This is a genomic window from Kitasatospora sp. MAP5-34 (genome assembly GCF_029894335.1).
GTDB lineage: Bacteria > Actinomycetota > Actinomycetes > Streptomycetales > Streptomycetaceae > Kitasatospora.
Window position 1 is genome coordinate 281,068 of sequence record NZ_JARXZC010000002.1, and the last position, 25,970, is coordinate 307,037.

Below are 25,970 nucleotides of genomic sequence, written 5' to 3' on the forward strand. Positions count from 1 at the left end.
CCGCCCAAAGGGAGCCCTCAGTGGCCGAAGTGCCGCCCCGCCACCCACGGAGCACCACCCCCTACCGCAGACCCGGCCGCGCGGCCGGTCTGCTCGCCGCCACTCTGCTCGCGGCCACCCTCGGCTCGGCCCCCGTCGCGGCCGCCGCCGCTCCGCCGCCCCCGCCCTCGGACGCCGCCCTCGCCGCCTCGGCGGCCCGGCACGACCTCACCCGCGAGCAGTTCTACTTCGTCCTGCCGGACCGCTTCGCCAACGGCGACCCCGGCAACGACACCGGGGGCATCACCGGTTCGCGGATGGACAACGGCCTGGACCCGACCGACAAGGGCTTCTACCACGGCGGTGACCTACAGGGCCTGATCAACAAGCTGGACTACATCCAGGGCCTGGGCACCACCGCCATCTGGCTGGCCCCGATCTTCAAGAACAAGCCGGTGCAGGGCACCGGAGCCGCCGCCTCGGCCGGCTACCACGGCTACTGGATCACCGACTTCACCCAGGTCGACCCGCACTTCGGCACCAACGCCCAGCTCAAGGAGCTGATCGCGAAGGCGCACGGCAAGGGCATGAAGGTCTTCTTCGACGTCATCACCAACCACACCGCCGACGTCATCGACTACGCCCAGCAGAGCTACGACTACCGCTCGACGGGCGCCTACCCGACGCTCGACACCGACGGGAACCCGGTCGACGAGACCGCCATCGCCGACGCGGGCGGCAAGTGGCCGAAGCTCACCTCGAACTCCTTCCCGTACACGCCGGTCTTCCGTACTCCGGCCGACGCCACGGTGAAGTCCCCGGCCTGGCTCAACGACACCTCGCTCTACCACAACCGGGGGAACTCGACCTTCGCCGGCGAGTCCGCCACCGAGGGTGACTTCGCCGGCCTGGACGACCTGGACACCCAGAACCCGGCGGTGGTCAAGGGCTTCGAGAAGGTCTACCAGGACTGGGTGGCGCAGACAGGCGTCGACGGCTTCCGGATCGACACCGTCAAGAACGTCGACATGGCCTTCTGGCAGCAGTGGGCGCCCTCGCTCAAGAAGTTCGCGGCCCAGCACGGCAACAAGAACTTCTTCATGTTCGGCGAGGTCTACTCGGCCGACCCGACCGTCACCGCGCCGTACGTGACACAGGGCAAGCTGCAGGCCACCCTGGACTTCCCGTTCCAGCAGGGCGCCCGCAGCTTCGTGTCGCAGAACGGCTCCGCCAAGGCCCTCTCGGCGGTGTACTCGCAGGACTACCGATACACCAGCGCCGACAGCAACGCGTACGAGCTGCCGACCTTCCTCGGCAACCACGACATGGGCCGGTTCGGCAGCTTCCTGCAGAGCGACAACCCGGGGGCCGACCAGGCGACGCTGCTGAAGAAGGACCAACTCGGCAACGAGCTGCAGTTCCTGACGCGTGGTCAGCCCGTGGTCTACTACGGCGACGAGCAGGGCTTCACCGGCGCGGGCGGCGACAAGGACGCCCGGCAGGACATGTTCGCCTCCAGGACGCCCTCGTACAACACCGACAACGTGATCGGCGGCACCCCGGGCTCCGCCGACCGGTACGGCCAGAGCGGCGCGCTCTACCAGGGCATATCGACGCTGGCGAAGCTGCGGCAGGCCAACCCGGCGCTCGCCGACGGCGCGCAGATCGAGCGGTACGCGGCGGACGGGCCGGGTGTGTACGCGTTCTCCCGGATCGACGCCAAGCAGCAGGTCGAGTACCTGGTCGCGGTGAACAACTCCACCGACGCGAAGACCGTCGCACTCGACACCTTCTCGGCCGGGATGAGCTTCAACCAGCTGTACCCGCAGGCCGGTTCGGCCGGCGCCAGCGGCGCGGACAAGAAGCTGACCGTCACCGTGCCGCCGCTCTCCTCGGTGGTGTTCAAGGCGGCCGGCAGGCTCGCGAAGACGGACGCGGCCCCGCAACTCGCCCTCCAGGCACCGGCGGACGGTGCGACGGGTACGGTCACCATCGGTGCGGACGTGCCGGGCGGCGGCTTCGACCGGGTCTCGTTCGCCGCGCAGATCGGCAACGGGCACTGGCAGACGCTGGGGACGGCCGACGAGGGAACGTCCGGCTCTGCCGGCCAAGTCACTTTCAAGGTGACGCAGGACGTGAGCGCCGCAGCGCCCGGGACGGTGGTCCGCTACAAGGCCGTGGTGCAGGACTCCAGTGGCCGACTGCGGTCCGCCACCGGCTCCTTCACCACCGGCACCCCGGACCCGAAGCCGGTCCCGACCAGGACCTCGCGCCCGTACGCGGTGGTGCACTACCAGCGCAAGGACGGCAACTACGACGGCTGGAACCTCTACGCCTGGGGTGACCTCGCCGACGGCGAGCAGACCAACTGGCCCGCCGGGCACGGGTTCACCGGCCGGGACGCGTACGGGGCGTTCGCCTACGTCAAGTTGAAGGACGGCGCCGCCGACGTCGGGTTCATCGTGGAGAACAACGGCACCAAGGACGTCGCCACCGACCGGCACATCGACATCGGCAGCACGGGCGAGGTGTGGGTCAAGGAGGGCGATCCCACCGTCCACACCACCGATCCCGACCCGGCCGCTCCGGCCCCGGCCGGCACGGCGGTGATCCACTACCACCGCGCGGACGGCAACTACGACGGCTGGGGCCTGCACGACTGGACGGGCGCCGCGACGCCCACCGACTGGAGCAAGCCGCTGCAGCCCGCCGGCCGGGACGGCTTCGGGGACGTCTTCGAGGTGCCGCTCGCGGCGGGGGCGACCAGCCTCAGCTACATCCTGCACAACGGCAACGACAAGGACCTGCCGAACGACCAGTCGCTCGACTTCGCGAGCAGCGGCCGGGAGATCTGGATCATCGGCGGCCAGCAGAGCTACCTCCTCCCCGAACCGTCCGGCAGCTCCTCGCAGCTCGACCTCTCCACCGCCAAGGCGCAGTGGATCGACGCCAGAACGGTGGTCGTCCCCGCCAACTACGGTGCGGGCGACGGCACTCTGGCGGGCGGCACCAGCGCGCAGCTGATCTACGATCCCGCCGGCGGGCTCACGGTCGACAAGGGCGCGCTCAGCAAGCCCGGGCACTGGATCCGGCTCAACCCCGGTGCCCTGACCGACGCGCAGAAGGCCAAGTACCCGAACCTCGCGGGCTACCGGGCCTTCACCGTGGACTCCCGTGACACCGCGCGGATCACCGAGGCACTGCGCAGCGAACCGGTCTTCAGCGAGCACCTGCCGAACGGCGCGGTGCTCGCGGCGACCGGCGTGCAGCTCCCCGGCGTACTGGACGACCTCTACGCGGCCAAGGCGGCCGGGGCCAAGCTCGGCCCGGTCTACCAGAACCACTGTGTGACCCTGTCGCTCTGGGCGCCCACGGCCACCGAGGTCTCCGTCCAGCTCTTCGACCAGGCGACCGGCGGCACCCCGAAGACCGTCCCGATGCGGCGCGACGACGCCAGCGGCGTCTGGTCGCTGACCCGGGATGCCGGGCAACTGAGCGGCAAGTACTACCTGTACCAGGTCAAGGTCTGGGCGCCGAGCGTCCAGCAGCAGGTCACCAACCTGGTCACCGACCCGTACTCGGTCGCGCTCTCGCCCGACTCGAAGCGGAGCCTGGTGGCGGACCTCGCGGACCGCTCCACCAAGCCGGGCGGCTGGGACCAGCAGCAGACCCCGCAGGCGATCCCGGCGGTCAAGCAGCAGATCCAGGAGCTGCACGTCCGGGACTTCTCGGCGGCCGACACCACCGTGCCCGCCGCCGAACGCGGCACCTACCTGGCCTTCACCGAGTCCAAGTCGGCCGGGATGCAGCACCTGCGGGCGCTGGCCAAGGCCGGCATCACCACCATCCACCTGCTGCCGACCTTCGACATCGCCTCGATCCCGCCGAGCGCCGACCAGAAGCTGCCCGCCTGCGACCTCGCCTCGCTGCCCCCGGACAGCGACAAGCAGCAGGAGTGCGTGGCGGCGGTCCAGGCCGACGACGCGTACAACTGGGGCTACGACCCGCTGCACTACAACGTGCCCGAGGGCGCGTACGCCACCGACCCGAACGGGACGGCACGTACTGTGCAGTTCCGGCAGATGGTGCAGGCCATGCACGAGGCCGGGCTGCGGGTGGTGCTGGACGTGGTCTACAACCACACCGCCGCCGCCGGGCAGGCCGACCACTCGGTGCTCGACAAGGTCGTCCCCGGCTACTATCAGCGGCTCGCCGACGACGGCAAGGTCACCACGGACAGCTGCTGCGCGGACACCGCGCCCGAGCACGCCATGATGAACAAGCTGGTGGTGGACTCCGTCGTCACCTGGGCGCGGCAGTACAAGGTGGACGGCTTCCGCTTCGACCTGATGGGTATCGACCCCAAGTCGACCATGCTGGACGTCCAGTCGGCGCTGCGAGGGCTGACCAAGGCCAAGGACGGGGTGGACGGGAAGGGCGTCTTCCTCTACGGCGAGGGCTGGAACTTCGGCGTCGTCGCCAACAACTCCCGCTTCGTGCAGGCCACTCAGCAGAACATGGCGGGCACCGGCATCGCGACCTTCAACGACCGGGTCCGGGACGCGGCGCGCGGCGGGAACTTCATGCTCTCCTCCGCGCCGCAGCAGGGCTTCGCCTCGGGCCTCTACACCGACCCCAACGGCTCGGCGGCGAACGGCACTCCGGACCAGCAGAAGGCCGCGCTGCTGCACCAGATGGACCAGCTGGAGGTCGGCCTGACCGGCAACCTGGCGGGGTACTCGTTCACCGACAGCTCCGGAAAGGCCGTCACCGGCGCGGGAGTCGACTACAACGGCTCGCCCACCGGCTACGCGGCCAACCCCGGCGAGGCGGTCGAGTACGTCGACGCGCACGACAACACCGACCTGTTCGACGCCCTCGCCTACAAGCTGCCGACCGGCACCTCGCCCGCCGACCGGGCCAGGATGCAGGCGCTCGGGCTCTCGCTCACCGCGCTCGCCCAGGGACCGGGCTTCGCGGTGGCCGGCAGTGACCTGCTGCGCTCCAAGTCGCTGGACGCCAACTCCTTCAACTCCGGCGACTGGTTCAACTCCATCCACTGGGACTGCACCCAGGGCACCGGCTGGGGCCACGGCCTGCCGATGGCGGCGGACAACCAGTCGATGTGGGCGGCGGCGAAGCCGCTGCTGGCCGACCCGAACCTGGCCATGGGCTGCGCGCAGACCGAGGCCACCACCGCGCAGTACCAGCAGTTCCTGCGGATCAGGCAGTCCTCGCCGCTGTTCGCGCTGAGCACCGCCGCCCAGGTGCAGCAGCGGCTCTCCTATCCGCTCTCCGGCACGGCGGGGGAGACGCCCGGGGTGATCACGCTGCACCTGGACGGGACGGGCCTGCCCGGCGCGGAGAAGGGCATCACGGTGGTCTTCAACGCCACCCCGGCCGCCCAGCGCCAGACCGTTCCCGGCCTGGCCGGGACCAGCGAGAGCCTGCACCCGGTGCAGGCGCAGGGCACTGACCAGGTGGTGAAGCAGTCCGGCTTCGACGCCGCCACCGGGAGTTTCACGGTGCCGGCCCGGACCGTGGCGGTGTTCGTCCAGAACTGACGTAACCGTCGCACCTTCTGCGCGAACGCAGGGGCTCCGCCTTCGGGTGGGGCCCCTGTTGTCGACATCGAAATGTTGCATCCGGCAGCCTTGACGTGATCTTCACGCGCCCATAAATTCAGCGCACTGAAAGTTTCCTGCAAGTTTCAGTCTTCTTGCAGCAAGCTACTCAGGTGTAACGCCGTCATTTCTGACCGCCCGTGCCCCCACGTTCACGGGCGTACCAGGCTGCCACCCCAGCCCCCCTGGAGACAATGTGGTCACCACCTCCCCCACCCGTCGGCGTGCCCGCACGCTGGGCGCGCTGAGCGCCTCCGCCGCTCTGGTGCTCTCGATAGGCACCGGCCTCACGCTCGCCCCCACCGTCGCCCATGCCACCCCGCCGGGTACCAAGGACGTCACCGCCACCCTGTTCGAGTGGAAGTTCGACTCCGTCGCCAAGGCCTGCACCGACACGCTGGGCCCGAAGGGCTACGGCTACGTCGAGGTCTCCCCGGCCGAGGAGCACATCCAGGGCCCGCAGTGGTGGACCTCCTACCAGCCCGTCAGCTACCAGATCGCCGGGCGGCTCGGCGACCGCACCTCGTTCCAGAACATGGTGAACACCTGCCACGCGGCGGGCGTCAAGGTCATCGCCGATGCGGTGATCAACCACATGACGGCCGGCTCGGGCACCGGCACCGGCGGGACCAACTACACCAAGTACAACTACCCCGGCACCTACCAGGACCAGGACTTCCACTCCTGCCGCCAGCCGATCACCAACTACGACGACCGCACCAACGTGCAGGACTGCGAGCTGGTCAACCTCGCCGACCTGGACACCGGCAGCGCGTACGTCCAGCAGACCATCGCCAACTATCTGAGCGACCTGCTCTCGCTCGGCGTGGACGGCTTCCGGATCGACGCGGCCAAGCACATCGCCGCCACCGAACTCGCCGCCATCAAGGCGAAGATGAGCAACCCCAACGCCTTCTGGGTGCAGGAGGTCATCTACGGCGCGGGCGAGCCGATCCAGCCCTCCGAGTACACCGGCAACGGTGACGTGGACGAGTTCCGCTCCGGCACCTGGCTGAAGAGCGCCTTCGACGGCGGGCAGATCGCCGGCCTGTCCAACTGGGGCTCGGGCCTGCTGCCGAGCAGCCAGGCCCGCACCTTCGTCGACAACTGGGACACCGAGCGCAACGGCTCGACCCTGAACTACAAGTACGGCAACACGTACACCCTCGCCAACGTCTTCATGCTGGCCTTCCCGTACGGCTCGCCCAACGTCTACTCCGGCTACGCCTTCTCGAACAACGACGACGGCCCGCCGAACGGCGGTACGGTCAACGCCTGTTACAGCGACGGGTGGAACTGCACCCACGCCTGGCAGCCCGTCGCCAACATGGTCGGCTTCCGCAACGCGGTCTCCGGCACGGGCGTGACCAACTGGTGGTCCGACGGCGGCAACGCGATCGGGTTCGGCCGGGGCAGCAAGGGCTACGTGGCCATCAACCACGAGAGCTACCCGATCACCCAGACCTTCCAGACCTCGCTGCCGGCCGGTACCTACTGCGACGTCGAGCACGGTGACCCCGTCAACGGCGGCTGCACCGGCACCAGCTACACCGTCGGCTCGGACGGCACGTTCACCGCGACGGTCGGCGCCGGCGACTCCGTCGCCCTGTACGTCGGCGCCCCCGGTTCGCCGTCCGCCACCGCCGGCGCGGCGTTCGGCGTCAACGCCACCACGGTGACCGGCCAGAACATCTACGTGGCCGGCGACAACGCCGCCCTCGGCGGCTGGGACACCAGCAAGGCCCTGCTGCTCTCCTCGGCGAGCTACCCGGTCTGGAAGCTGAACGTGACGATGCCTGCGGGCACCGCCTTCCAGTACAAGTACATCCGCAAGGCGGCCGACGGCTCGGTCACCTGGGAGTCTGGCGCGAACCGGACTGCCACCGTCCCGGCGAGCGGCCTGATCACGCTGAACGACACCTGGCGCAACTGACGCTGTTGCTCAGCCACAACAAGGGGCGCGAGGAACTGCGCGAATCCGGAAGGCCACAGCCCGCACCCTTCCGCATCGCGCAGTCTCCCCGCGCCCCCTGCTGTGCTCCAGGCCGACGGCCCTACCCGCGCCCGATGTACGGCATCGTGGTCGCCAGCACGGTCGCGAACTGGATGTTGGCCTCCAGCGGCAGCTCGGCCATGTGCCGCACGGTGCGCGCGACGTCGGCCACGTCCATGGTCGGCTCGGCGGCGATCCGGCCGTCGGCCTGCCGGACGCCGACGCTCATCGCGGCCGTCATGTCGGTCGCCGCGTTGCCGATGTCGATCTGGCCGCAGGCGATCCGGTACGGGCGGCCGTCGAGCGACAGCGACTTGGTGAGCCCGGTGACGGCGTGCTTGGTCGCGGTGTACGCGATGCTGTTCGGGCGCGGCGCGTGGGCCGAGATCGAGCCGTTGTTGATGATCCGTCCGCCCTGCGGGTGCTGGGTCTTCATCAGGCGGAAGGCGGCCTGCGCACAGAGGAAGGTGCCCGTCAGGTTGAGGTCCACCACCGCTCGCCAGTCCGCGTACGACAGCTCCTCGACCGGGACCGGGGCGCCGAACGTCCCCGCGTTGTTGAACAGCAGGTCGAGCCGGCCGAAGCGCTCCGCCGTCTCGTCGAAGAGCGCGTCCACGGCGGCCGGGTCGGTGACGTCGGTCGGCACCACGGCGGCGGCCCGCCCCGAGAGTGCGGCGGTCTCCCGCAGCGGTTCGGCCCGGCGCCCGGCCAGCACGACGTGCCAGCCGGCTGGCGCCAGCTCCAGCGCCACGGCGCGCCCGACGCCCGTACCCGCTCCGGTGACTACGGCGACCTGGTCCGGCATGGCGCGCTCCTCGGGTTCCTCAGGCATGACGACGCCCTCATGATCGCTCAAGGGCCCTCGCCGGGGCACTGTAAGAGCGTCCAACGATCGATCGGGAACGAGAGCTCCAGCTGGTGGGACACCCGGACCGGCCCGCCCGGTGGTGTGAGTCTGGTCACGCTCGCGCCCGGCGGACGATCGGCGGGTGCGGCATCGGGGACGGCCGGTCAGGTGTCCGGTTCGGTAGCAGGCTGGGCGTTTTCGGTGCGCAGGACGTGATCATGGACGCCCAGGCGGTGACTCGCCCACCTGGACCCGACCTTCGGCGGGGGTGAACCCCCGCTGATCGGCGGGGATACGGAGGTTTGCGCGGTTGACGGCAACCGGTGGGGGGCCGAGGCACGTCATAGGATTCATGAACGGCGCGCAGTTCCGCAGGGAGCGGGCGCGCCGTCACCGGGGTCGGCAGACCGGACGTTCGCGGCAGTCAGGTGTCAGCGGCGGTCAGGAGTCCGCGTCGGCCAGAACCCCGCGAGCCCCACCCGCGAAACCCCACAATGCGCCCCACTCGGGGCCACCGCCCGGATCGGTCGACCGGGCGTGAGATCGGTCGGAGAGACTCACCGTGCAGCCGCTGTCGCAGCCCACCCGTACTCGCGCAGTCCTCGTCGCAGCCATCACGCTCGCCCTCGCCGGGGCCCTGGCTGCCTGCGGCAGCAGCGGCGGTGGCACCGCACCCGCCGTCGACGGGAAGGCGGCCGCAGACGTCAACTCCGCCGTCTCCCCGCAGACCAGCATCCCGCCGAAGCCGTCCAAGGTCCTGATGCCGACCGGCCCGGCCACCAAGTTCGACAAGTCCCACGACACCTCCGCCGGGCCGATCCTGGTGACCACCCTGACGGGCCCGAAGTCCGGCGTCTCCGGCAAGGTCTGGGTCTGGCTGCCGCCGCAGTACAACGACCCGAAGTTCGCCAACTACGGCTTCCCCGTCCTCACCCTCTACGCGGGCGGCCAGAGCAACGGCTACAACACCTGGACGGACAACCAGCTGCCGATCCAGGTGGAGGATGCGCAGCTGTCCCAGCAGGGCAAGGCGCACCCGTTCATCATGATCATGCCGGTGCAGAACCTGACGAGCGATGAGAACCGGGCCTTCGACTGCAGCGACATCCCGGGCCAGCCGAAGATGGGCACCTGGATGTCCCAGGACATCCCGGACTTCATCCACGCCAACTTCCGCACCCTGAAGGGCCGCGACAGCTGGGGCCTGATGGGCGCCTCCACCGGCGCGTTCTGCAGCGCCAAACTGGCGATGCAGCACCCCGACATCTACAAGGCCGCGGTGCCGATCGACGGCTACTGGAATCCGGACTCCCTGCTCTGGAAGGGCCACGAGGCCGAGCGCATCGCCAACAGCCCCGACAACCTGATCGCCACCAGCAAGGCCGACGTCCGGATGTACGCCACCGCCGCAGGCGGGACCCCGTACGAGACCAACCTGGTGAAGAAGTGGGTCGCCAAGGCCGTCGCCCCGACCACCGTCGAGTACTACGAGCAGCCGGGCGGCAAGCACCTCACCTCGGACTTCAAGAAGATGATCCCCAACTGCCTCGAGTGGCTCACCAAGAACCTGACCGGCCCCGAGAGCGACTGACCCGGAGACCGACTCAGAGACCGACCGACCCGGCTGAAACGTTGCGCCCAGGCGGCCGTAGGACCTTCCGGTCCTACGGCCGCCGCGCTTTCGGGGCTGCCGGGACCGGCACGGCGGCGGTCTCTGTCATACCGGCAGGCTAGAACTGAGCTCTGACAGCAAGAGTCCGCCGAACGGCTCAGGAGAAGCCCGGCAGGGCTCTGACCTGCGCGTCAATCGGACATTGATTCGACTCTGATGAGCTGTCACCACCCTGGAGATCCGAGTCGGGGTGCTGCGGTCGCAGTGTCCGAACCGGCCCAGTCTCAGCCAGTCATGAAGAGAGTGCGATGCCCAGCTACCTGCTGCCCGTCGAGTCCCCGAAGATCCCCGCCCAGTCGGGCAAGGAGCGCGACGTCCAGCCGGTCGTCGGCCCGATGCCTTTCGCCGGTCTGCGGCTGGTGCACGCGGCACTCCGCCGCGACCTGGCCCGGCTGCCCAACGCGCTGCGGCTGCTCCAGCTCGACGACCACGCCGGGGCCGAGGCGCTGCAGCGGCACTGGGACTTCATGACGGCCATGCTCACCTGCCACCACGAGCAGCAGGACACCCGGCTCTGGCCACTGCTGCGGCGCTTCGCGCCCGAGCTGCGGCTGCTGCTCAACTGGCTCGAATCCGACCACCACAACCTCGACCACTCGTTCACCCGGGTGACCACCCTGGTCCGGATCGCCACCCGGGACCCGGCGAGCAGCTGGCCGGTCGCGTACGCCGTCGAGGAGCTGGCGGCGCGGCTGGAGACCCACCTGCGGATCGAGGAGCGCCAGCTGCTGCCCCGGATGACCGGGATCTTCCCGGCGGGCTCGCGGATCGGCACCCTGCCCGAGCTGCTGGACCTGCTGCGGGCGGCGGACGGCCCCGCCCCCTCCGACGCCCTGGTCTGGCTGCTCGAAGGCGTGGACGACCGGCAGATCGACCGGCTGCTCGCCGACTGCGACGATTCGACGGTCCGTCAGTGGCCGCACTGGCGCGACACGTACGCGCGCTGCACCGACCTGCTCTGGGGTTCGCAGATCTGATGGCCGGCCTCTTTCGCCGGCGCCGCGTTCTACGCGCGGAGCGCGCCGTTCCGGAAGCGCCTCGGGATCGGGTGACCGGCATCGGGTGACCGGCATCGGGTGACCGACGAGGGCGCGCGGGGGAGGTGCCCCCCGCGCGCCCCCGTCTGAACTGGTGTCCGGCCTACGTGGAACCTACTCCGGCAGGCGGTTCTGCCAGTTCAGCGGTGTGACGACGATGACCTCGTCGGGTGAACCGTCCCACTGCGTCCGCAGCCCGGCCTTGGCCAGCGCCGCCACCACGGCCCGCCCGATCGCCGCCGTTTCCTCCGCCGTCTCCTCGTCGGAGGCGCCCGTTTCGTCCGCTCCCTCCTCGGCCTTGAACGCGCCGTAACGGAGCGTCAGGCCCTCGCCGGCCGCCGCGCGCTCGGTGTCCTGCTCGTGAAAGAACACGAACCCGTGCGAGTCCTCGTCGCCCTCCGCGCCGATCTCGGCGTAGCCGCACCGGGCGCAGCAGGTGAAGTCCATCTCCGCGACGATGCCCTGCGCCTCCAGCGCGTCGAACGCCTCGGCGAGCCGGTCCACGTCGGTGACCTCGGGCCAGCTCTCCTGCTCGGCGAGCCGGGCTTCCCAGAGCGGCGCGACTATCTCGTCGGCGTGCTCGACGTCCAGGCCGGCGTCGTCGAACGAGTCGAGCAGCACCTCGGCGAGTTCGTCCTGCTCCAGAAAGCCGCAGCGGATCAACTCCCGCGCCCGCTCCTCGGCGTCGCGTACCAGCTCAGGGTCGAGGTCGAGAATGATCTCAGTCATGACGGCATCCTCCCATCTGCCGGGGACAACCTCCGCCCCTGGTAGCGTCCCCGGATGTCCTCCCTCTTCGAACCGCCGCTGCTGACCAGGCTCCGAGGAGCCGAACGCATCCTGATAGCCGGAGCGGGAGGCGGGTTCGACGTCTACGCCGGGCTGCCGCTCGCCCTGGCGCTGCGGGCCGCCGGCCACCAGGTGCACCTCGCCAACCTGTCGTTCAGTCATCTGTACGGGCTGGACGCCGAGGTGTGGCAGGAGCCCGGACTCGCCGAGATCCGCCCCGACACGCGGTCGGCCGAACAGTACTTCCCCGAGCGCACCCTCGCCCGTTGGCTGCGCCTGCACGGCATGCCCGACACCGTTTGGGCCTTCGACTCGGTCGGGGTCCAGCCGCTGCGCGCCGCCTACCGGGCGCTGGCGGCCCGGCTCGGCATCGACGCGATCGTGCTGGTGGACGGCGGTACGGACATCCTGATGCGCGGTGACGAGGCGGGCCTCGGCACGCCGGAGGAGGACATGGCGAGCCTGGGCGCGGTGGCGGGCATGCCCGAGATCCCCGAACGCCTGGTCGTCTGCCTCGGGTTCGGCGTCGACGCCTACCACGGCGTCAACCACTCGCTCGTCCTGGAGAACCTCGCCGCCCTCGACCGGGCCGACGGATACCTCGGCGCCTTCTCCATCCCTCGCGACACCCGGGAGGGCGCCCTCTACCTGGACGCCGTCGCCCACGCCCGGGCCGCCTTCCCCGAACACCCCAGCATCGTCCAGGGCTCGGTCGCGGCGGCGCTGCGCGGCGAGTTCGGCGACGTCCGCTTCACCGAGCGCACCAGTAACAGCGAGCTCTTCGTCAACCCGTTGATGACGCTCTACTTCGCCGTCACCGTCGAGTCCCTGGCCGCCCGGCACCTCTACCTCGACCGCATCGAACAGACCTGGCTGACCCGCCAGATCAGCTCGGCGGTGGAGGAGTTCCGCGACGAACTCCCGTCCCGGCGCCCACCGAGGATGTTCCCGCACTGAGCGCACCCATCAACTACCGCCGGAGCCCTTCGCGGCGGCGAGGATCTTGACGGTGGTGTGGAAGAAGCGGGCCGTGCCCTGGCCCCCGTACGACTTCGGGAAGGCCGCGGCGGGGTTGGCGCCGAGCCGCCCGTTCCGCAGGTGCATCACGATGAACGCCGCGCCGGGGGTAGCACCGAGGATGTCCCAGTCGCCCTTGGGGGAGTGGACGGGGAACTCGTAGTCGTCCGGCAGCGGTTCGGAGAGGAAGACGACGCAGAGCCGCAACTCAGGCGTCACCTCGATGCCCGCGAAGGGGTCGGCCGCGACCAGCTCCTCGACCTCCGCCACCGTCCGCAGCATGACGGGCACCGGGTAGCCGAGAGCCGCCGCCAGGTGCTGCTCGATCCGGGCGGTCAGCGCCGCGCGGTCTGCCTCGCCGGTGGTGAAGAAGACATTGCCGCTCTGGATGTACGAGCGGACCCCACCGAGCCCCAGCTCGGTGAAGAGCGCGCGCAGCCGCTCCATCTTCACGGTCCGTCCGCCGACGTTGATCGCCCGCAGGAACGCGATGTAGCTGGTGTCTGCCATCGGGCCAGTCTGGCCTACCCGGGCGGCAGCGCGTCGGCACATTGCGGCGCTGCCCGGGATCTGTCAGTGCCCGCTGCCAGACTGGCCGCATGACCAGTTGGCAGGATTTCGAGCAGGAGGCCCCGGACTTGGAGCCCGCTGTGCGGGCCCGCTTCGAGGCTCACCGGCACCATGTGCTGGCCACCCTGCGCAAGAGCGGCGCACCCCGGGTGAGCGGTACGGAGGTCCGGATCAGCGGCGCCGATCTGACGATCGGCTCGATGTACGGCGCGATGAAGGCACTGGACCTGCGTCGGGACGGACGCTTCGCGCTGCACAGCAATCCCGGCGACGAGACGATGGTGAGCGGCGACGCGAAGATCTCCGGCATCGCCGTGGAGATCGTCGACGAGGTCGACATCTCCGCGTACGAGTCGGATCTCCCGCAGCCGCCGCAGGAGCCGTCCCACGCTTTCCGACTCGACCTGACGGAGGTGGTGTTGACGACCGTCGAGGACGATCACCTGCTGATCCGCTCCTGGCGTCCGGGCGAGCCGGTGAAGTCCGTCATCCGCAGCTGACCGGCCCACCCACAGCTGACCGCCCGCCCGCATGACGGCCGGGCGGGCGGGCATACGGGCGGGCGGGCGTGCGATGGCAGGGCTCAGCTCGGCAGTACGGACTTCAGTACCTCCGGCGTCCGGGCCACCACGGCGTGCCCGTCATCGGCGGTGATGATCGGGCGCTGGATCAGGATCGGGTGCTCCGCCAGCGCGGCGATCCAGCGTGTGCGGTCGGTGTTCGTGCGCGTCCACTTCTTCATGCCCAGGTCCTTGGCCGGCTGCTCGTCCAGCCGGGTGATGTCCCACGGCTCGAGCAGGAGCCGCTCCAGCACCTGCTCTAGCTCGGCGGCGGTCGGCGGGTCCTCCAGGTAGCGGCGGACGGTGTACTCGGCGCCGACGGCGTCCAACTCGGTGAGCGCGCTGCGGCACTTCCCGCATCGCGGGTTGATCCAGATCTCCATCCCCACAGGGTAGGAGATCGGCGCCCCCGAGCCGACCGGTCACGCCCGGGGCCCGGGGCCCGAGGTCACGCCACCCGGTCACTTTGCCGGTCGGTCGAGGTAGCCGAACTGCGCGGCGTACTTGACGATCGTGCTCACGTACGCCCGCGTCTCCGGGTACGGCGGCACCCCCTGGTGCTGGGTGACCTTGCCCGGGCCCGCGTTGTAGGCGGCGAGCATGTTGTCGGTCGCGTTGCCCGGCACCGAGGCGACCTGCCGGGCGAGCCAGCAGTCGTACTTCGCCTGCGCGGGAATCGCGTCGGCGGGGTCGAACACGTCCTTGACGCCGTCGCCGTTCCCGTCCACACCCCACTCCGCCCAGGTCTCCGGGGTGAACTGGGCGATGCCTTCGGCCCCGGCCGAGGAGACGGCGGACGCCCGGAAGTGCGACTCGGCGTAGAGCTGGGCGGCGAGCAGCGAGGGCGTGACGGCCGGGCAGGTCTTGGCCGCCGCGTCGATCAGCGGCACCAGCGCGGTCGGCACGGTCACCTTCTCGTGCGCCCGCACCACCAGCACCACGACGACCACCCCACCGCTCAGCAGTACGGCCAGCGCGGTCAGCCAGACGATCCACCGCCGTCCCGTCCGTCGCCGGGTCCCGTCCTGGCCGGTCGTCCCGTCCTGGCCGGTCGTCCCACCGTCACCGCTCATCCCGTCCTCGCCGGTCATCGCCTTTTCGCCGCCCGTCCCGTCGTCGCTGGTCGGCGCCTTTTCGCTGCTCATGGCCCAAGCATCTCCCGGGCCGCAGGCCCGCTGCGGCCGGCCTCGGCCGGATCCGGCCCGGTCCGACCGGGTCCAGGGCCGCTCCCGTACCGGGATCCGGCCGGAACTCAGCTGGATCACACGGCGTTTACCGAACAGTAACCGGGGTCGAGGCGCCCCGGTGATGTCAGGGATTCCGGGATCTCAGGGATCCCGGGGAGGAGTGGCGATGGACGGCGCGGCGATCCTGGAACAGCTGATGACGGTGGCAGGCCGGGGGGACCCGTACCCGCTGTACGAACAGGCCCGCCAACTCGGTCCCGTGACGACCACCGACGAGGCCCTGGTCATGGCGGTCGGGTACCGGGAGGTCAACGAGGCGCTGCGCGACGGGGCTTTCCAGGTCCCGGACCTGGAGGTGCGAACGCGGTGGGAGGAGGGCTTCACCGACCACTCCTCGAAGATCATGTTCAGTCGGTCGATCCTGGAGCGGAACGAGCCGGACCACTCCCGGATGCGCTCGCTGATCGCCTCGGTCTTCACCGCCCGCCGGGTCGCCGCACTGGAGCCCGCCGTGGTCGCGGCCGTGCACCGGCTGCTCGACGAGATGGCCGAGCAGGGCGCCGACGGTACGCCCGTCGACTTCATGGACACCTTCGCCTACCGGCTCCCCGTCGGCGTCATCTGCGAGCTGCTCGGCGTACCGGAGGCCGACCGCCACCTGTTCCGGACCCTGGCCTCCGACCTGACGGTCTCGCTGGAGATCATCGCCGAGGAAGCCGAGCTGGCCGCCGCCGACGACGCGGCCGACGAACTCGCCGGCTACTTCACCGCGCTGGCCGCCCGGCGCCGCGCCCACCCGCAGGACGACCTGGTCAGCGCGCTGGTCCAGGTCGCCGACGCCGACCCCGGCCGGCTCTCCGGGCAGGAACTGCTCGCCAACCTGGTGCTGTTGCTGGTGGCCGGCTTCGAGACCACCACCAACCTGCTCGGCAACGGCCTCGCCCTGCTGCTCGACCATCCCGAGGCGGCGGCCGGGCTGCGGTCCGGCACCGTGACGGCGGCGGGCCTGACCGACGAGGTGCTGCGCTTCGACTCGCCCGTCCAGCTCACCTCCCGCATCTCGCTCGCCGACGGCCTGCGCATCGGCGAGATCGAGGTCCCGTACGGCTGCATGGCGCTCCTGCTGATCGGCGCGGCCAACCGCGACCCGCTCCGCTACGAACACCCCGACCGCTTCGACCCCACCCGCCGGGACAGCCGCCCGCTCAGCTTCGGCGGCGGGTCGCACTTCTGCCTCGGCGCCCAGCTCGCCCGGCTGGAGGGCACGGTCGCGCTGCCGGCGCTGCTGTCCCGCTTCCCGCGGCTGGCCCCGGCCGGACCGCCCGTCCGCCGGGACCGCCTCGTGCTGCGCGGCTACCAGAGCCTGCCGGTCGCCGTGCGCTGAGCGCCAGGTTCACATCCAGGCTCTGAGGTTGGGGTGCGGCGTAACCGGGTCTTTGGTCCCGTCCGGGCGGGACTTTCGCCATCGCCCCGGGGTCGCCGCCTTGGCGACCATGGAGGGGAGGTTCACGCCGCGCGCTCGACGTGCCCGACCCGCGCCGCGCAAGGCGCCGACAGGACATCGTCCCGCCCGGCCGAGGAGGTCAGTTTGTCCGCGCCCGTCCAGTCGCGGCCCGCCGCACCCCAGCAGCCCGCACGTCGGCAGCCCGCACCCCGTACTCCTGCCACGCCCCGGCACAGCCCCGCGACCGTCGCGGCGCGCGGGAACGTCATCGTGGGCGAGAGCTGGCGCGCGCCGCGCTGGGTGGTCGCCCTGCCGTTCCTGCTGATCGCCGTGGACCTCAGCCTGGAGATCGTGCTGCCGCACACCGTGGCGGCGGGTTTCCTGCTCACCGTGCTCCCGGTGATAGCGGCCTTCGGCCTGCGTCCGCTCGTCGTCGGCTTCTCGACCCTGGTGGCGATCGGCCTGCAGGCCGTGCTCGCCGCCCGGGCGGACCACCTCGTCGAGCAGCACCACATCTGGATCTACATCGCGACGGCCCTGGCCGGACTGATGGGCGCGGTCCTCTCCTGGCAGCGCATCCGGCAGGACCGCGACCTGGTCCGGGTCCGGACCGTCGCCGAGACCCTGCAGCGCACGGTGCTGCGGCCCGTCCCCACCCACATCGGCGGCCTGCAGGCGGCCGGCCTGTACCGCCCGGCGCAGGCCGACGTCGCGATCGGCGGTGACCTGTACGAGGTCTGCGAGACCCGCTTCGGCACCCGGGTGCTGCTGGGCGACGTCCGGGGCAAGGGCCTGGAGGCGGTCCGGACGGTGGCCGACGTGCTCGGCGCGTTCCGCGCCACCGCGCACGAGACGCCGGATCTGGCGGACCTCGCCGAACTTCTCGACCGCCAGGTGCTCCGCGAGGCCGGCGAGCGCGGCGACGACGAACTCTTCGTCACGGCCGTCCTGCTCCAGCACCGGGCCGGCTCCGGCGAGTGTGAGGTGGTCAACCGGGGTCACCTCGCCCCGGTCCTGCTGACCCCGACCCGGGTACGGCCCGTCGAGTGCCCCGAATACCTGCCGCTCGGCCTCGGACAGCTCGGCTCCGACCGGCCGGCCCGGCCCGTCACGATCCCCCTCCCGCCCGGTCACACCCTCCTCCTGCACACCGACGGCGTCAGTGAGGCCCGCGACACCGCCGGCGCCTTCTATCCGCTCACCGAACGCCTCACCGCCCTGGGCGGCACCGACCCGGAGGACGTCGTCGCCTTCCTCGACCAGGACGTCCGCCGCCACTCCAGCCCGCTTACCGACGACCTCGCCGTCCTCGCCCTCAGCCCGATCGGCTGACGGGCTGACGGACGGGCTGACGGGGCTCACCGGGCAGACTGTGGGGATGTCCGAGCCCGCTCTGATCCCCCCGATCCCGCCCCTGCTGCCGCAGACCGTCCGCTGCCGCCGCTGCGCCCGCCCCCTCCACGACCCCGAATCCCGCATCCTCCGCCTCGGCCCCGAGTGCCGAGGCCCCGACACCGCACCCCGCGCCGTCCCGGGCGACCAGGAGACCCTGCCGGGGCTGTGACCCCGGGGGATTCGGGGCCGGCTGGGCCCCTGTTTCCAGGGCGAAGGACGGTACGCGGAAGCCCGAGGACGAAGCCGGGGCGTCGCGCTGCGCGGAGAGCCACCCATTCGGCGGCGTTCAGCTCGTGGCCCCCGGGGTATGGCTGTCTCGCGATGGGCCGAGTACGGTCCGTAAAGGCTGAAGGGGCAACACCATGGCTTCGGGCACAGTGAAGTGGTTCAACGCGGAAAAGGGCTTCGGCTTCATCGAGCAGGACGGCGGCGGCCCGGACGTCTTCGCCCATTACTCGAACATCGCCGCTCAGGGCTTCCGTGAGCTTCAGGAGGGCCAGAAGGTCAACTTCGACATCACCCAGGGCCCGAAGGGCCCGCAGGCGGAGAACATCACCCCAGCCTGAGCACCCGAACACGCGGTGGCCCCCGATCCGGGTGACAGTGCCCGGGTCGGGGGCTTCGTGCTGGTCAGAACCTGCCGTGAGTCACTACTCCTTCCCGCCGAACCGTGCCAGCGCCTCCAGGGTCGCTTGCCGCATGGCGGGGCTGCCGGTGTGTCCCGAGTCGTCGATCACCTTCAGCTCGGCGTCCGGCCAGGCTTTGGCCAGCTCCCAGGGGGCTTTCAGTGGGCAGCCGAGGTCGAGCCGGCCGTGGATCAGTACGCCCGGGATTCCGGCCAGCCGGTGTGCGTCGCGGAGTAGTTGTCCGTCCTCGAGCCAGGCGTTGTTCGCGAAGTAGTGTGCGCAGATCCGGACGAAGGCCAGCAGCGCGTCGTCGGGCCGGTCGCTGTAGGAGCCCGGGTTGCCGAGTGCCTCGTGGGCGATGACGGCGTCCTCCCAGGTGCACCAGTCCCGCGCCGCTTTGAACCGGACGGCTTCGTCCGGGCTGTTGAGCAGCCGGTCGTAGGCTGCCACGAGGTTGCCGTTCCGGTCCGCGGCCGGCAGTGCGTCGCGGAACGCCTCCCACGGGCCGGGCAGCAGCCGTCCGACGCCGTGGTAGAGCCAGTCGGTCTCCTCCGGCCGAGCCGTGAAGACGCTGATGACGACGATCTCGGAGACCCGCTCGGGGTGGCGCTGGGCGTAGGCGAGGATCAGGGTCGAGCCCCAGGAGCCGCCGTAGAGGAGCCAGCGCTCGATGCCCAGGTGCTCGCGCAGCCGTTCCATGTCGGCGATGAGGTGTTCGGTGGTGTTGTGCTCGAGGCCGACGGCCGGATCGGAGGCGTGCGGCCGGCTCTCACCGCAGCCACGCTGGTCGAACTCGACGACCCGGTAGACCTCGGGATCGAACACCCCGCCCCTGCGGGGCCGCCCTCCGCCACTGCGCCGCCCGCCTGCCCCGGGGCCGCCGTGTACGGAAAGTACGGCCTTTCCGTCGGGGTTGCCGTGCGTTTCCCAGTAGATCTGGTTGCCGTCGCCGACGTCGAGGAGGCCGCGTGCGTACGGTTCGGCCAGTGGGGACGGTTGGTACATGACGGTCTCCTCCTGAAGGCGCGAAGAACAAGCTCGCCAGGTTAGTCGGCGCCTGGAACGACGTCTCCCGATTTTCAACAGCGCCTGGTCGGCCAACTGGCGGAGATCGTAAGGGAGATGAGGGCCCGGACCGCTCACGTTGGGAGCTTCGCCGGCCCAACACCTGGCTGCGGGCGGGCACCGCCGCACACCGGCAGATCGCCGCCCGCCTCACCATCGCGCCGAAGAGCGGGTGCCGGGACCTCGCGCCCGACAGTCGTTCCGCTACCTGACCACTGCTCAGACGGTGAACAGCGGCTGGGCCGCGCCGGTCTCGGCGTGGCCCTTGAGACGGGTCGGCAGTTGCCCCCGGGTGTAGGCGGCCGGGGGTAGCCCGGCCCCGTACTGCAGGGCCTCCCACGAAACCGTCGCTGCAGCTCAGAGCCTTGCCGAGCTGCAGCGACGGAATCGGATATTTGCGTTTGTGCAGGCCAAACGACCTCTACAGATCGAAGTACAGCTCGAACTCGTGCGGGTGCGGCCGCAGCGCGATCGGGGCGATCTCGTTGGTGCGCTTGAAGTCGATCCAGGTCTCGATCAGGTCGGGGGTGAACACCCCGCCGGCGAGGAGGTACTCGTGGTCGGCTTCCAGGGCTTCCAGGACGGCTGGGAGGGAGGCGGGGACCTGGGGGACGGAGGCGTGCTCGTCGGGGGCCAGCTCGTACAGGTCCTTGTCGACCGGCTCCAGGGGCTCGATCTTGTTCTTGATGCCGTCGAGGCCGGCCATCAGCATGGCGGAGAAGGCCAGGTAGGGGTTGGAGGACGGGTCCGGGGCGCGGAACTCGATGCGCTTGGCCTTGGCGTTGGAGCCGGTGATCGGGATGCGGATCGCGGCTGAGCGGTTGCGCTGGGAGTAGACCAGGTTGACCGGGGCCTCGAAGCCGGGGACCAGACGGTGGTACGAGTTCACCGAGGGGTTGGTGAAGGCGAGCAGCGACGGCGCGTGCTTGAGCAGGCCGCCGATGTAGTAGCGGGCGGTGTCGGACAGGCCCGCGTAGCCCTGCTCGTCATAGAAGAGCGGCGTGCCCTCGGTCCAGAGCGACTGGTGGACGTGCATGCCGGAGCCGTTGTCGCCGAAGATCGGCTTCGGCATGAAGGTGGCCGTCTTGCCGTTCCGCCAGGCGACGTTCTTGATGATGTACTTGAACAGCATCAGGTCGTCGGCCGCGTGCAGCAGGGTGTTGTACTTGTAGTTGATCTCGGCCTGCCCGGCGGTGCCGACTTCGTGGTGCTGGCGCTCGACCTCGAGTCCGGATGCGGCCAGCTCGAGGGACATCTCGGCGCGCAGGTCGGCGAAGTGGTCGACCGGCGGGATCGGGAAGTAGCCGCCCTTGTACTTGACCTTGTAGCCGCGTACGTCGCCCTCGGTCGAGCCGGAGTTCCAGGCCCCGGCCTCGGAGTCGATGTGGTAGTACGAGGCGTTGGCGGTGGTCTCGAACCGCACCGAGTCGAAGACGTAGAACTCGGCCTCGGGCCCGAAGTAGGCGGTGTCGGCGATGCCGGAGGAGGCGAGGTACGCCTCGGCCTTCTTCGCCACGTTGCGCGGGTCGCGGCTGTAGGCCTCGCCCGTGATCGGGTCCTGGATGAAGAAGTTGATGTTGAGGTGCTTCGCCTTGCGGAACGGGTCCAGGCGGGCCGTGGAGAGGTCCGGCACGAGGGCCATGTCGGACTCGTGGATGGCCTGGAAGCCACGGATCGAGGAGCCGTCGAACATCAGGGTCTCGGACGGGTCGAAGGTCGCGGCCGGCACGGAGAAGTGCTGCATGACGCCTGGCAGGTCGCAGAACCGGACATCCACGAACTTGATGTCGTTGTCGGCGATGTACTGCTTCACTTCGGCGGCGTTGTTGAACATCCATCCTCCTCAGCGTGCGGTTTGGTGGCTCACGATAGGAATCGGCCGTTTCCGGTCGGTGACCTCACCGTTTCCTGAATGTTAACCAAGCCTGCCACGCAGGTGCCAAAGGCCCGCGCTTCCGGGCAAAACGCTTCGCCGGTCGGGGTGCTGTCCGACCAGTGGTCTGGACCACTGGTTGCCGGTGGCGCGGCACGATTCACCCGCACGGGGGCAGTACGCAGCGGGCCGGCCGGCAGTAGGGCATGGCTCGGGTCTGGTGCGGGCGTGGCGTGGGCAAGGTACGGGCGTGGCGCGGGGGGAGGTGCTCGAAGATCGCCCGTGCTGCCCGGATAGTGTGGATTCGTGGACACCAGAGAAGCGTTGGGATCGTGGATCGACGGCCCGAAGGCCGCGGCCGAGAAGATGGGCGCCGACTTCGGCTACCGCGGCGAGCGCCTCGGCCTGCCCAAGGAGGGCCCCGGCTCGCTGGCCGGCCCCGGCCGCCGGATCGGCGCGCTGTTCGTCGACGGCTGGCTCTGCAGCCTGGTCGCCTACGGCCTGCTCGCGCACGGCAACCAGTCGGTGGCCAACCTGTGGACCACACCGCTGTTCTACGCGGTGACGGTGCTGCTGCTCGCCACCGTCGGCACGACCGTCGGCAAGCGGCTGTTCGGTCTGCGGGTGGTCCGGCTGGGCGGCGCCCGCGCCACCATCCCGCAGGTGCTGCTGCGGACCCTGCTGCTCTGCCTGGTGGTGCCCGCCCTGGTCTGGGACCGCGACAGCCGTGGACTGCACGACAAGGCCGTCGGCACGATCGAGGTCCGTGTCTAGGCCGGCCGCCGACCACAACGGGGGCGCGGGGACCTGCACGAAGCGGTAGGGCACAGGTGGTTGCCTTCCGATTTCGCGCAGTTCTCCCCCAGCCTTCGGCCGGGAGGTACCCCCACGCGCCCCCTGTCCATGTTTGCCCGCCGGCGGAGCCCCCGACGTGAAACGGCCCCGCCGCGAGGATTCGCGGCGGGGCCGTTGTGCCGGGTCGAGCGGGAGCGGTCAGCGGGCCTGGCCGCCCTTGGGCATCCGGGCACCCTTGGGCATCGGGCCCTTGGGGATCGGCGCCTTGGAGAGCAGGTCGCCCAGGGCGCGCAGGCGGTCGTTGGTCTCGGTGACCTGGGCCGGCGTGATGGAGCGGGGCAGGCGCATCAGGGTGATCTGCAGCTTCTTGAGCGGGATCGCCCCCTCGCTGTCGCCGACCATGATGTCGTGCACCGGGATGTCACCGACCACCCGGGACATCTTCTTCTTCTCGGCCGCCAGCAGCGGGCGGACCCGGTTCGGGTTGCCCTCACCGATCAGCGCGATCCCGGGACGGCCCACCGCGCGGTAGACCGCGTCCTGGCTGCGGGTGACCGCGACCGGGGTCGGGTTGGCGCTCCAGCCGCGCTTGATGTTGCTCAGCACCGCCGCAACCGCGCCCGGCTGGCCCTCCATCTGACCGAAGGCCGCGCGCTCGGCGCGCCGTCCGAAGACGATCGCCATGGCCAGGACGGCCACGATGAAGCCCAGGATGCCCAGGTAGATGGGGTGGTCGATCGCAAAGCCGATGGCGAGGAACACGCCGAAGACAATGAGGCCGACGCCTGCGATGATCAGGCCGATCTTGGTGTCGACCTTCTTGGTCATTTGGTACGCCGTGCGGATCTGCTTGAGTCGCCCGGGGTTCTCGGATGTTTCCCTCGCCATAACGCTCATGGTACGTGGCCCGGCCGCGGGATATCCAAGGGCGCCCCCAACCAGTCGAAAGGGCAACCGATCGGAAGCCTCACCGAGACCGGCCGGGCCTGCCGAGACCGGCCGAGCCGCACCGACACCTACCAGGACAGGCCAGGACACACCGGGACGTACCGGACGAGTTCGCCCCCGTGCGGGTGGTCAGGCCGCGCCGTGCTCCCGGTCCGCCGCGTACCGGCGGTTCTCGCAGACGGACGCCCAGGCGTTCCGCTGGGCCTGCCGCTGACCGCCGGCCAGCAGTACGTTCTCGGCGAGCCGCAGGGCGTCGCCGACCGAGCGGACCTGGCCCAGCGCGAATCCGCGCCGTGCCGCACCACCTGCTACCTGCCTACCCTGCATGCCGAGCAACTCCCCTCGATGCCTGCGGAACCGGGACTCTTTCATCTTGGCCGCGCGGTGTTACCGGTCGGTGACCCCGTCGTCAAAGCCTGATGAAAGCCTGACGTACTCGAGGCGGAACCGGGTGGAGCCGGGCGGAAGCGGACGCGAGCCGATTCCGAACGGCAGCGGCGGGGCGGGCAACCGTGCCCACCCCGCCGCTCCCGAACTGCTGAACTCCTGAACAGATGAACTGCTGAACCGCCGAGCAGACCGTATGGTCAGACCGCAGCCTTGGCGCGGTGCTCCAGCGCCTGGCGGTACAGCCGTCCGGCGCGGTACGAGGAGCGGACCAGCGGCCCGGACATCACACCGGCGAAGCCGAGCTCCTCGGCCTCCTCCTGCAGCTCCACGAACTCGTGCGGCTTCACCCAGCGCTCGACCGGGTGGTGGCGCAGCGAAGGCCGCAGGTACTGGGTGATGGTGATCAGTTCGCAGCCGGCCCCGACCAGGTCGGCCAGCGCCTGGCTGACCTCCTCGCGGGTCTCGCCCATGCCGAGGATCAGGTTCGACTTCGTCACCAGGCCGGCCGCGCGGGCCTGCGTGATGACGTCGAGCGAGCGCTCGTAGCGGAAGCCCGGCCGGATCCGCTTGAAGATCCGCGGGACGGTCTCGACATTGTGCGCGAGCACCTCGGGGCGGGACGAGAAGACCTCGGCCAGCTGGTCCGGCTCGGCGTTGAAGTCGGGGATCAGCAGCTCGACGCCCGTCCGTCCGGCCTCGCGGCCGGCGGTCAGCGCGTGCACCTGGCGGACGGTCTCGGCGTAGAGCCAGGAGCCGCCGTCCTCCAGGTCGTCGCGGGCGACGCCGGTGATGGTGGCGTAGTTGAGGTCCATCGTGACGATGGACTCGGCGACGCGGCGGGGCTCGTCCCGGTCGAAGTCGGCGGGCTTGCCGGTGTCGATCTGGCAGAAGTCGCAGCGGCGGGTGCACTGGTCACCGCCGATGAGGAAGGTCGCCTCGCGGTCCTCCCAGCACTCGAAGATGTTGGGGCAGCCGGCCTCCTGGCAGACGGTGTGCAGCCCCTCCTTCTTCACGAGCGCGTGAAGGGCGTTGTACTCCGGGCCCATCTTCGCCCGGGTCTTGATCCACTCAGGCTTCCGCTCGATGGGGGTCTCGCTGTTGCGGACCTCCAGACGGAGGAGCTTCCTGCCGTCAGGTGCGACAGCGGACACGTGCGACTCCTAGAACTAGACGGGGTACCCCCAGGGTACGCCTGTGCTTGTGCGGCTTGTGCCGGGCCTGGGCCCGGCATTCGTAGGGCAACAGCCCGGTAACTCGGTGGATTCCCGAGCTGCGGGCAGGGTTCAGCGGGCGAGCGCGGGCTCCGCGAGCTCGGCAAAGACCTCGGCGAGGTGCCGCTCGACCACCGGCAGCGCGGCGCTGACCGGGAGGTCCCGGCCCAGCTCGGAGGTGAGCGAACCCACACCGGCGTCCCGGATCCCGCAGGGCACGATCCGGTCGAACCAGGTCATGTCGGGGTCGCAGTTGAGCGCGAACCCGTGCATCGTCACGCCCCTCGCGACCCGGACGCCGATCGCGGCCAGCTTGCGGTCGTCCCCGCGCTGCCCGGCGTTCGACGCCGCGTACTCCGGGCCCGCGAGGCGCGGGTCGATGCCCAGCGGGAGGCCCATCCGCAGCGTGAGCTTGCCGATCTCCACCACCTGCGACGGGTCCACCACCGCGTCCGGGATCTCCTGGCCCAGCACCCACACCCCGCTGCGGCCCTCGATCCGGGTGGTGTCGACGCCGATCTCCGCGCAGGAGCGGATCACTGCCTCCTCCAGGCGACGGACGTACGCGACCACGTCCATCGGGTCCGGCAGCTTGACGATCGGGTACCCGACCAACTGGCCGGGGCCGTGCCAGGTGATCTCGCCGCCCCGGTTCACCGGCACCACCGGGGTGCCGTCCAGCGGGTAGTCCTCCGGGTTGGTGCGGCGGCCGGCCGTGTAGACCGGCGGATGCTCCAACAGCAGCACGGTGTCCGGGATCTCGTCGGCGACCCGCAGCGCGTGCAGCCGCTGCTGCTCGGCCCAGGCCACCTCGTACGGCACCGACTCCTCGCCTATGCCCATGCGTACGAACCGTACGTGCTCGCTCACCGCTGCTCCTTGCCAGGCGTTCGAGACCAACCTCGCCAGGGTACGCCTGCGGCGATCCCGGCCCGGGGGCAGCTCTGG

22 protein-coding genes are annotated in these 25,970 nt (G+C 70.3%); 11 read left to right on the forward strand and 11 right to left on the reverse strand.

The window, feature by feature from the left end; translation table 11 throughout:
• Positions 1 to 29: 29 nt before the first annotated feature.
• Together pulA and P3T29_RS03240 are read left to right on the forward strand one after the other, a co-directional pair.
• Positions 30 to 5,543 (forward strand): pullulanase-type alpha-1,6-glucosidase, encoded by a 5,514-nt coding sequence (pulA, locus tag P3T29_RS03235; RefSeq protein ID WP_280714775.1) that lies wholly within the window; start codon positions 30 to 32, stop codon positions 5,541 to 5,543.
• Between the two features lie 325 nt (positions 5,544 to 5,868).
• Positions 5,869 to 7,536: a carbohydrate-binding module family 20 domain-containing protein gene (locus tag P3T29_RS03240; RefSeq protein WP_280714776.1), complete on the forward strand. Its 1,668-nt coding sequence runs from the start codon at positions 5,869 to 5,871 to the stop codon at positions 7,534 to 7,536.
• Between the two features lie 121 nt (positions 7,537 to 7,657).
• On the opposite strand, the gene P3T29_RS03245 is transcribed toward P3T29_RS03240, so the two are convergent.
• Positions 7,658 to 8,428, reverse strand: a complete 771-nt coding sequence (locus P3T29_RS03245) for an SDR family oxidoreductase (RefSeq protein ID WP_280714681.1) — start codon at positions 8,426 to 8,428, stop codon at positions 7,658 to 7,660.
• 577 nt (positions 8,429 to 9,005) lie between these two features.
• On the opposite strand from P3T29_RS03245, the gene P3T29_RS03250 reads away from it, so the two are divergent.
• Both P3T29_RS03250 and P3T29_RS03255 read left to right on the forward strand, forming a co-directional pair.
• Complete coding sequence (locus tag P3T29_RS03250; protein WP_280714682.1) at positions 9,006 to 10,034, forward strand: alpha/beta hydrolase-fold protein; 1,029 nt, start codon at positions 9,006 to 9,008, stop codon at positions 10,032 to 10,034.
• A 329-nt stretch (positions 10,035 to 10,363) separates the two neighbouring features.
• Positions 10,364 to 11,092, forward strand: a complete 729-nt coding sequence (locus P3T29_RS03255) for a hemerythrin domain-containing protein (protein WP_280714683.1) — start codon at positions 10,364 to 10,366, stop codon at positions 11,090 to 11,092.
• 174 nt (positions 11,093 to 11,266) lie between these two features.
• Here P3T29_RS03255 and P3T29_RS03260 read toward each other — a convergent pair whose 3' ends face one another.
• Positions 11,267 to 11,881 (reverse strand): hypothetical protein, encoded by a 615-nt coding sequence (locus P3T29_RS03260; protein ID WP_280714684.1) that lies wholly within the window; start codon positions 11,879 to 11,881, stop codon positions 11,267 to 11,269.
• Positions 11,882 to 11,935: 54 nt separating this feature from the next.
• On the opposite strand from P3T29_RS03260, the gene P3T29_RS03265 reads away from it, so the two are divergent.
• Complete coding sequence (locus P3T29_RS03265; protein WP_280714685.1) at positions 11,936 to 12,898, forward strand: DUF1152 domain-containing protein; 963 nt, start codon at positions 11,936 to 11,938, stop codon at positions 12,896 to 12,898.
• A gap of 9 nt (positions 12,899 to 12,907) precedes the next feature.
• Here the strand turns inward: P3T29_RS03265 and P3T29_RS03270 are convergent, their stop codons facing one another.
• Positions 12,908 to 13,468, reverse strand: coding sequence for a DUF1697 domain-containing protein (locus P3T29_RS03270; RefSeq protein WP_280714686.1), 561 nt, complete (start codon positions 13,466 to 13,468; stop codon positions 12,908 to 12,910).
• Between the two features lie 89 nt (positions 13,469 to 13,557).
• On the opposite strand from P3T29_RS03270, the gene P3T29_RS03275 reads away from it, so the two are divergent.
• Entirely contained in the window at positions 13,558 to 14,028 is a 471-nt protein-coding gene (locus P3T29_RS03275; RefSeq protein WP_280714687.1) for a pyridoxamine 5'-phosphate oxidase family protein, read from the forward strand.
• Positions 14,029 to 14,111: 83 nt separating this feature from the next.
• Here the strand turns inward: P3T29_RS03275 and P3T29_RS03280 are convergent, their stop codons facing one another.
• Both P3T29_RS03280 and P3T29_RS03285 read right to left on the reverse strand, forming a co-directional pair.
• Positions 14,112 to 14,471: an ArsC/Spx/MgsR family protein gene (locus tag P3T29_RS03280; protein WP_280714688.1), complete on the reverse strand. Its 360-nt coding sequence runs from the start codon at positions 14,469 to 14,471 to the stop codon at positions 14,112 to 14,114.
• Between the two features lie 78 nt (positions 14,472 to 14,549).
• The gene (locus tag P3T29_RS03285) at positions 14,550 to 15,233 is read right to left on the reverse strand and encodes a lytic transglycosylase domain-containing protein (protein WP_280714689.1); all 684 of its coding nucleotides are present in this window, start codon (positions 15,231 to 15,233) and stop codon (positions 14,550 to 14,552) included.
• Between the two features lie 208 nt (positions 15,234 to 15,441).
• Between P3T29_RS03285 and P3T29_RS03290 the strand changes: the two genes are divergently transcribed.
• From P3T29_RS03290 to P3T29_RS03305, 4 genes are all read left to right on the forward strand, one after another.
• Entirely contained in the window at positions 15,442 to 16,659 is a 1,218-nt protein-coding gene (locus P3T29_RS03290; RefSeq protein WP_280714690.1) for a cytochrome P450, read from the forward strand.
• Between the two features lie 204 nt (positions 16,660 to 16,863).
• The gene (locus tag P3T29_RS03295) at positions 16,864 to 18,051 is read left to right on the forward strand and encodes a PP2C family protein-serine/threonine phosphatase (protein WP_280714691.1); all 1,188 of its coding nucleotides are present in this window, start codon (positions 16,864 to 16,866) and stop codon (positions 18,049 to 18,051) included.
• 46 nt (positions 18,052 to 18,097) lie between these two features.
• Complete coding sequence (locus P3T29_RS03300) at positions 18,098 to 18,283, forward strand: DUF6011 domain-containing protein (protein ID WP_280714692.1); 186 nt, start codon at positions 18,098 to 18,100, stop codon at positions 18,281 to 18,283.
• Positions 18,284 to 18,476: 193 nt separating this feature from the next.
• Positions 18,477 to 18,680, forward strand: a complete 204-nt coding sequence (locus tag P3T29_RS03305) for a cold-shock protein (RefSeq protein WP_280714693.1) — start codon at positions 18,477 to 18,479, stop codon at positions 18,678 to 18,680.
• 84 nt (positions 18,681 to 18,764) lie between these two features.
• Here the strand turns inward: P3T29_RS03305 and pip are convergent, their stop codons facing one another.
• Positions 18,765 to 19,745: a prolyl aminopeptidase gene (pip, locus tag P3T29_RS03310; protein ID WP_280714694.1), complete on the reverse strand. Its 981-nt coding sequence runs from the start codon at positions 19,743 to 19,745 to the stop codon at positions 18,765 to 18,767.
• A 481-nt stretch (positions 19,746 to 20,226) separates the two neighbouring features.
• Complete coding sequence (glnA, locus tag P3T29_RS03315) at positions 20,227 to 21,639, reverse strand: type I glutamate--ammonia ligase (protein ID WP_280714695.1); 1,413 nt, start codon at positions 21,637 to 21,639, stop codon at positions 20,227 to 20,229.
• Positions 21,640 to 21,984: 345 nt separating this feature from the next.
• Between glnA and P3T29_RS03320 the strand changes: the two genes are divergently transcribed.
• Positions 21,985 to 22,452 (forward strand): RDD family protein, encoded by a 468-nt coding sequence (locus P3T29_RS03320; protein ID WP_280714696.1) that lies wholly within the window; start codon positions 21,985 to 21,987, stop codon positions 22,450 to 22,452.
• 219 nt (positions 22,453 to 22,671) lie between these two features.
• Here P3T29_RS03320 and P3T29_RS03325 read toward each other — a convergent pair whose 3' ends face one another.
• The 4 genes from P3T29_RS03325 to lipB form a co-directional block, all read right to left on the reverse strand.
• Entirely contained in the window at positions 22,672 to 23,361 is a 690-nt protein-coding gene (locus P3T29_RS03325) for a DUF4191 domain-containing protein (RefSeq protein ID WP_280714697.1), read from the reverse strand.
• A 189-nt stretch (positions 23,362 to 23,550) separates the two neighbouring features.
• Positions 23,551 to 23,748, reverse strand: a complete 198-nt coding sequence (locus tag P3T29_RS03330) for a hypothetical protein (RefSeq protein WP_280714698.1) — start codon at positions 23,746 to 23,748, stop codon at positions 23,551 to 23,553.
• Positions 23,749 to 24,008: 260 nt separating this feature from the next.
• Positions 24,009 to 24,962 (reverse strand): lipoyl synthase, encoded by a 954-nt coding sequence (locus P3T29_RS03335; RefSeq protein WP_280714699.1) that lies wholly within the window; start codon positions 24,960 to 24,962, stop codon positions 24,009 to 24,011.
• A gap of 132 nt (positions 24,963 to 25,094) precedes the next feature.
• Positions 25,095 to 25,892 (reverse strand): lipoyl(octanoyl) transferase LipB, encoded by a 798-nt coding sequence (gene lipB / locus P3T29_RS03340; protein WP_280714700.1) that lies wholly within the window; start codon positions 25,890 to 25,892, stop codon positions 25,095 to 25,097.
• Positions 25,893 to 25,970: the final 78 nt, after the last annotated feature.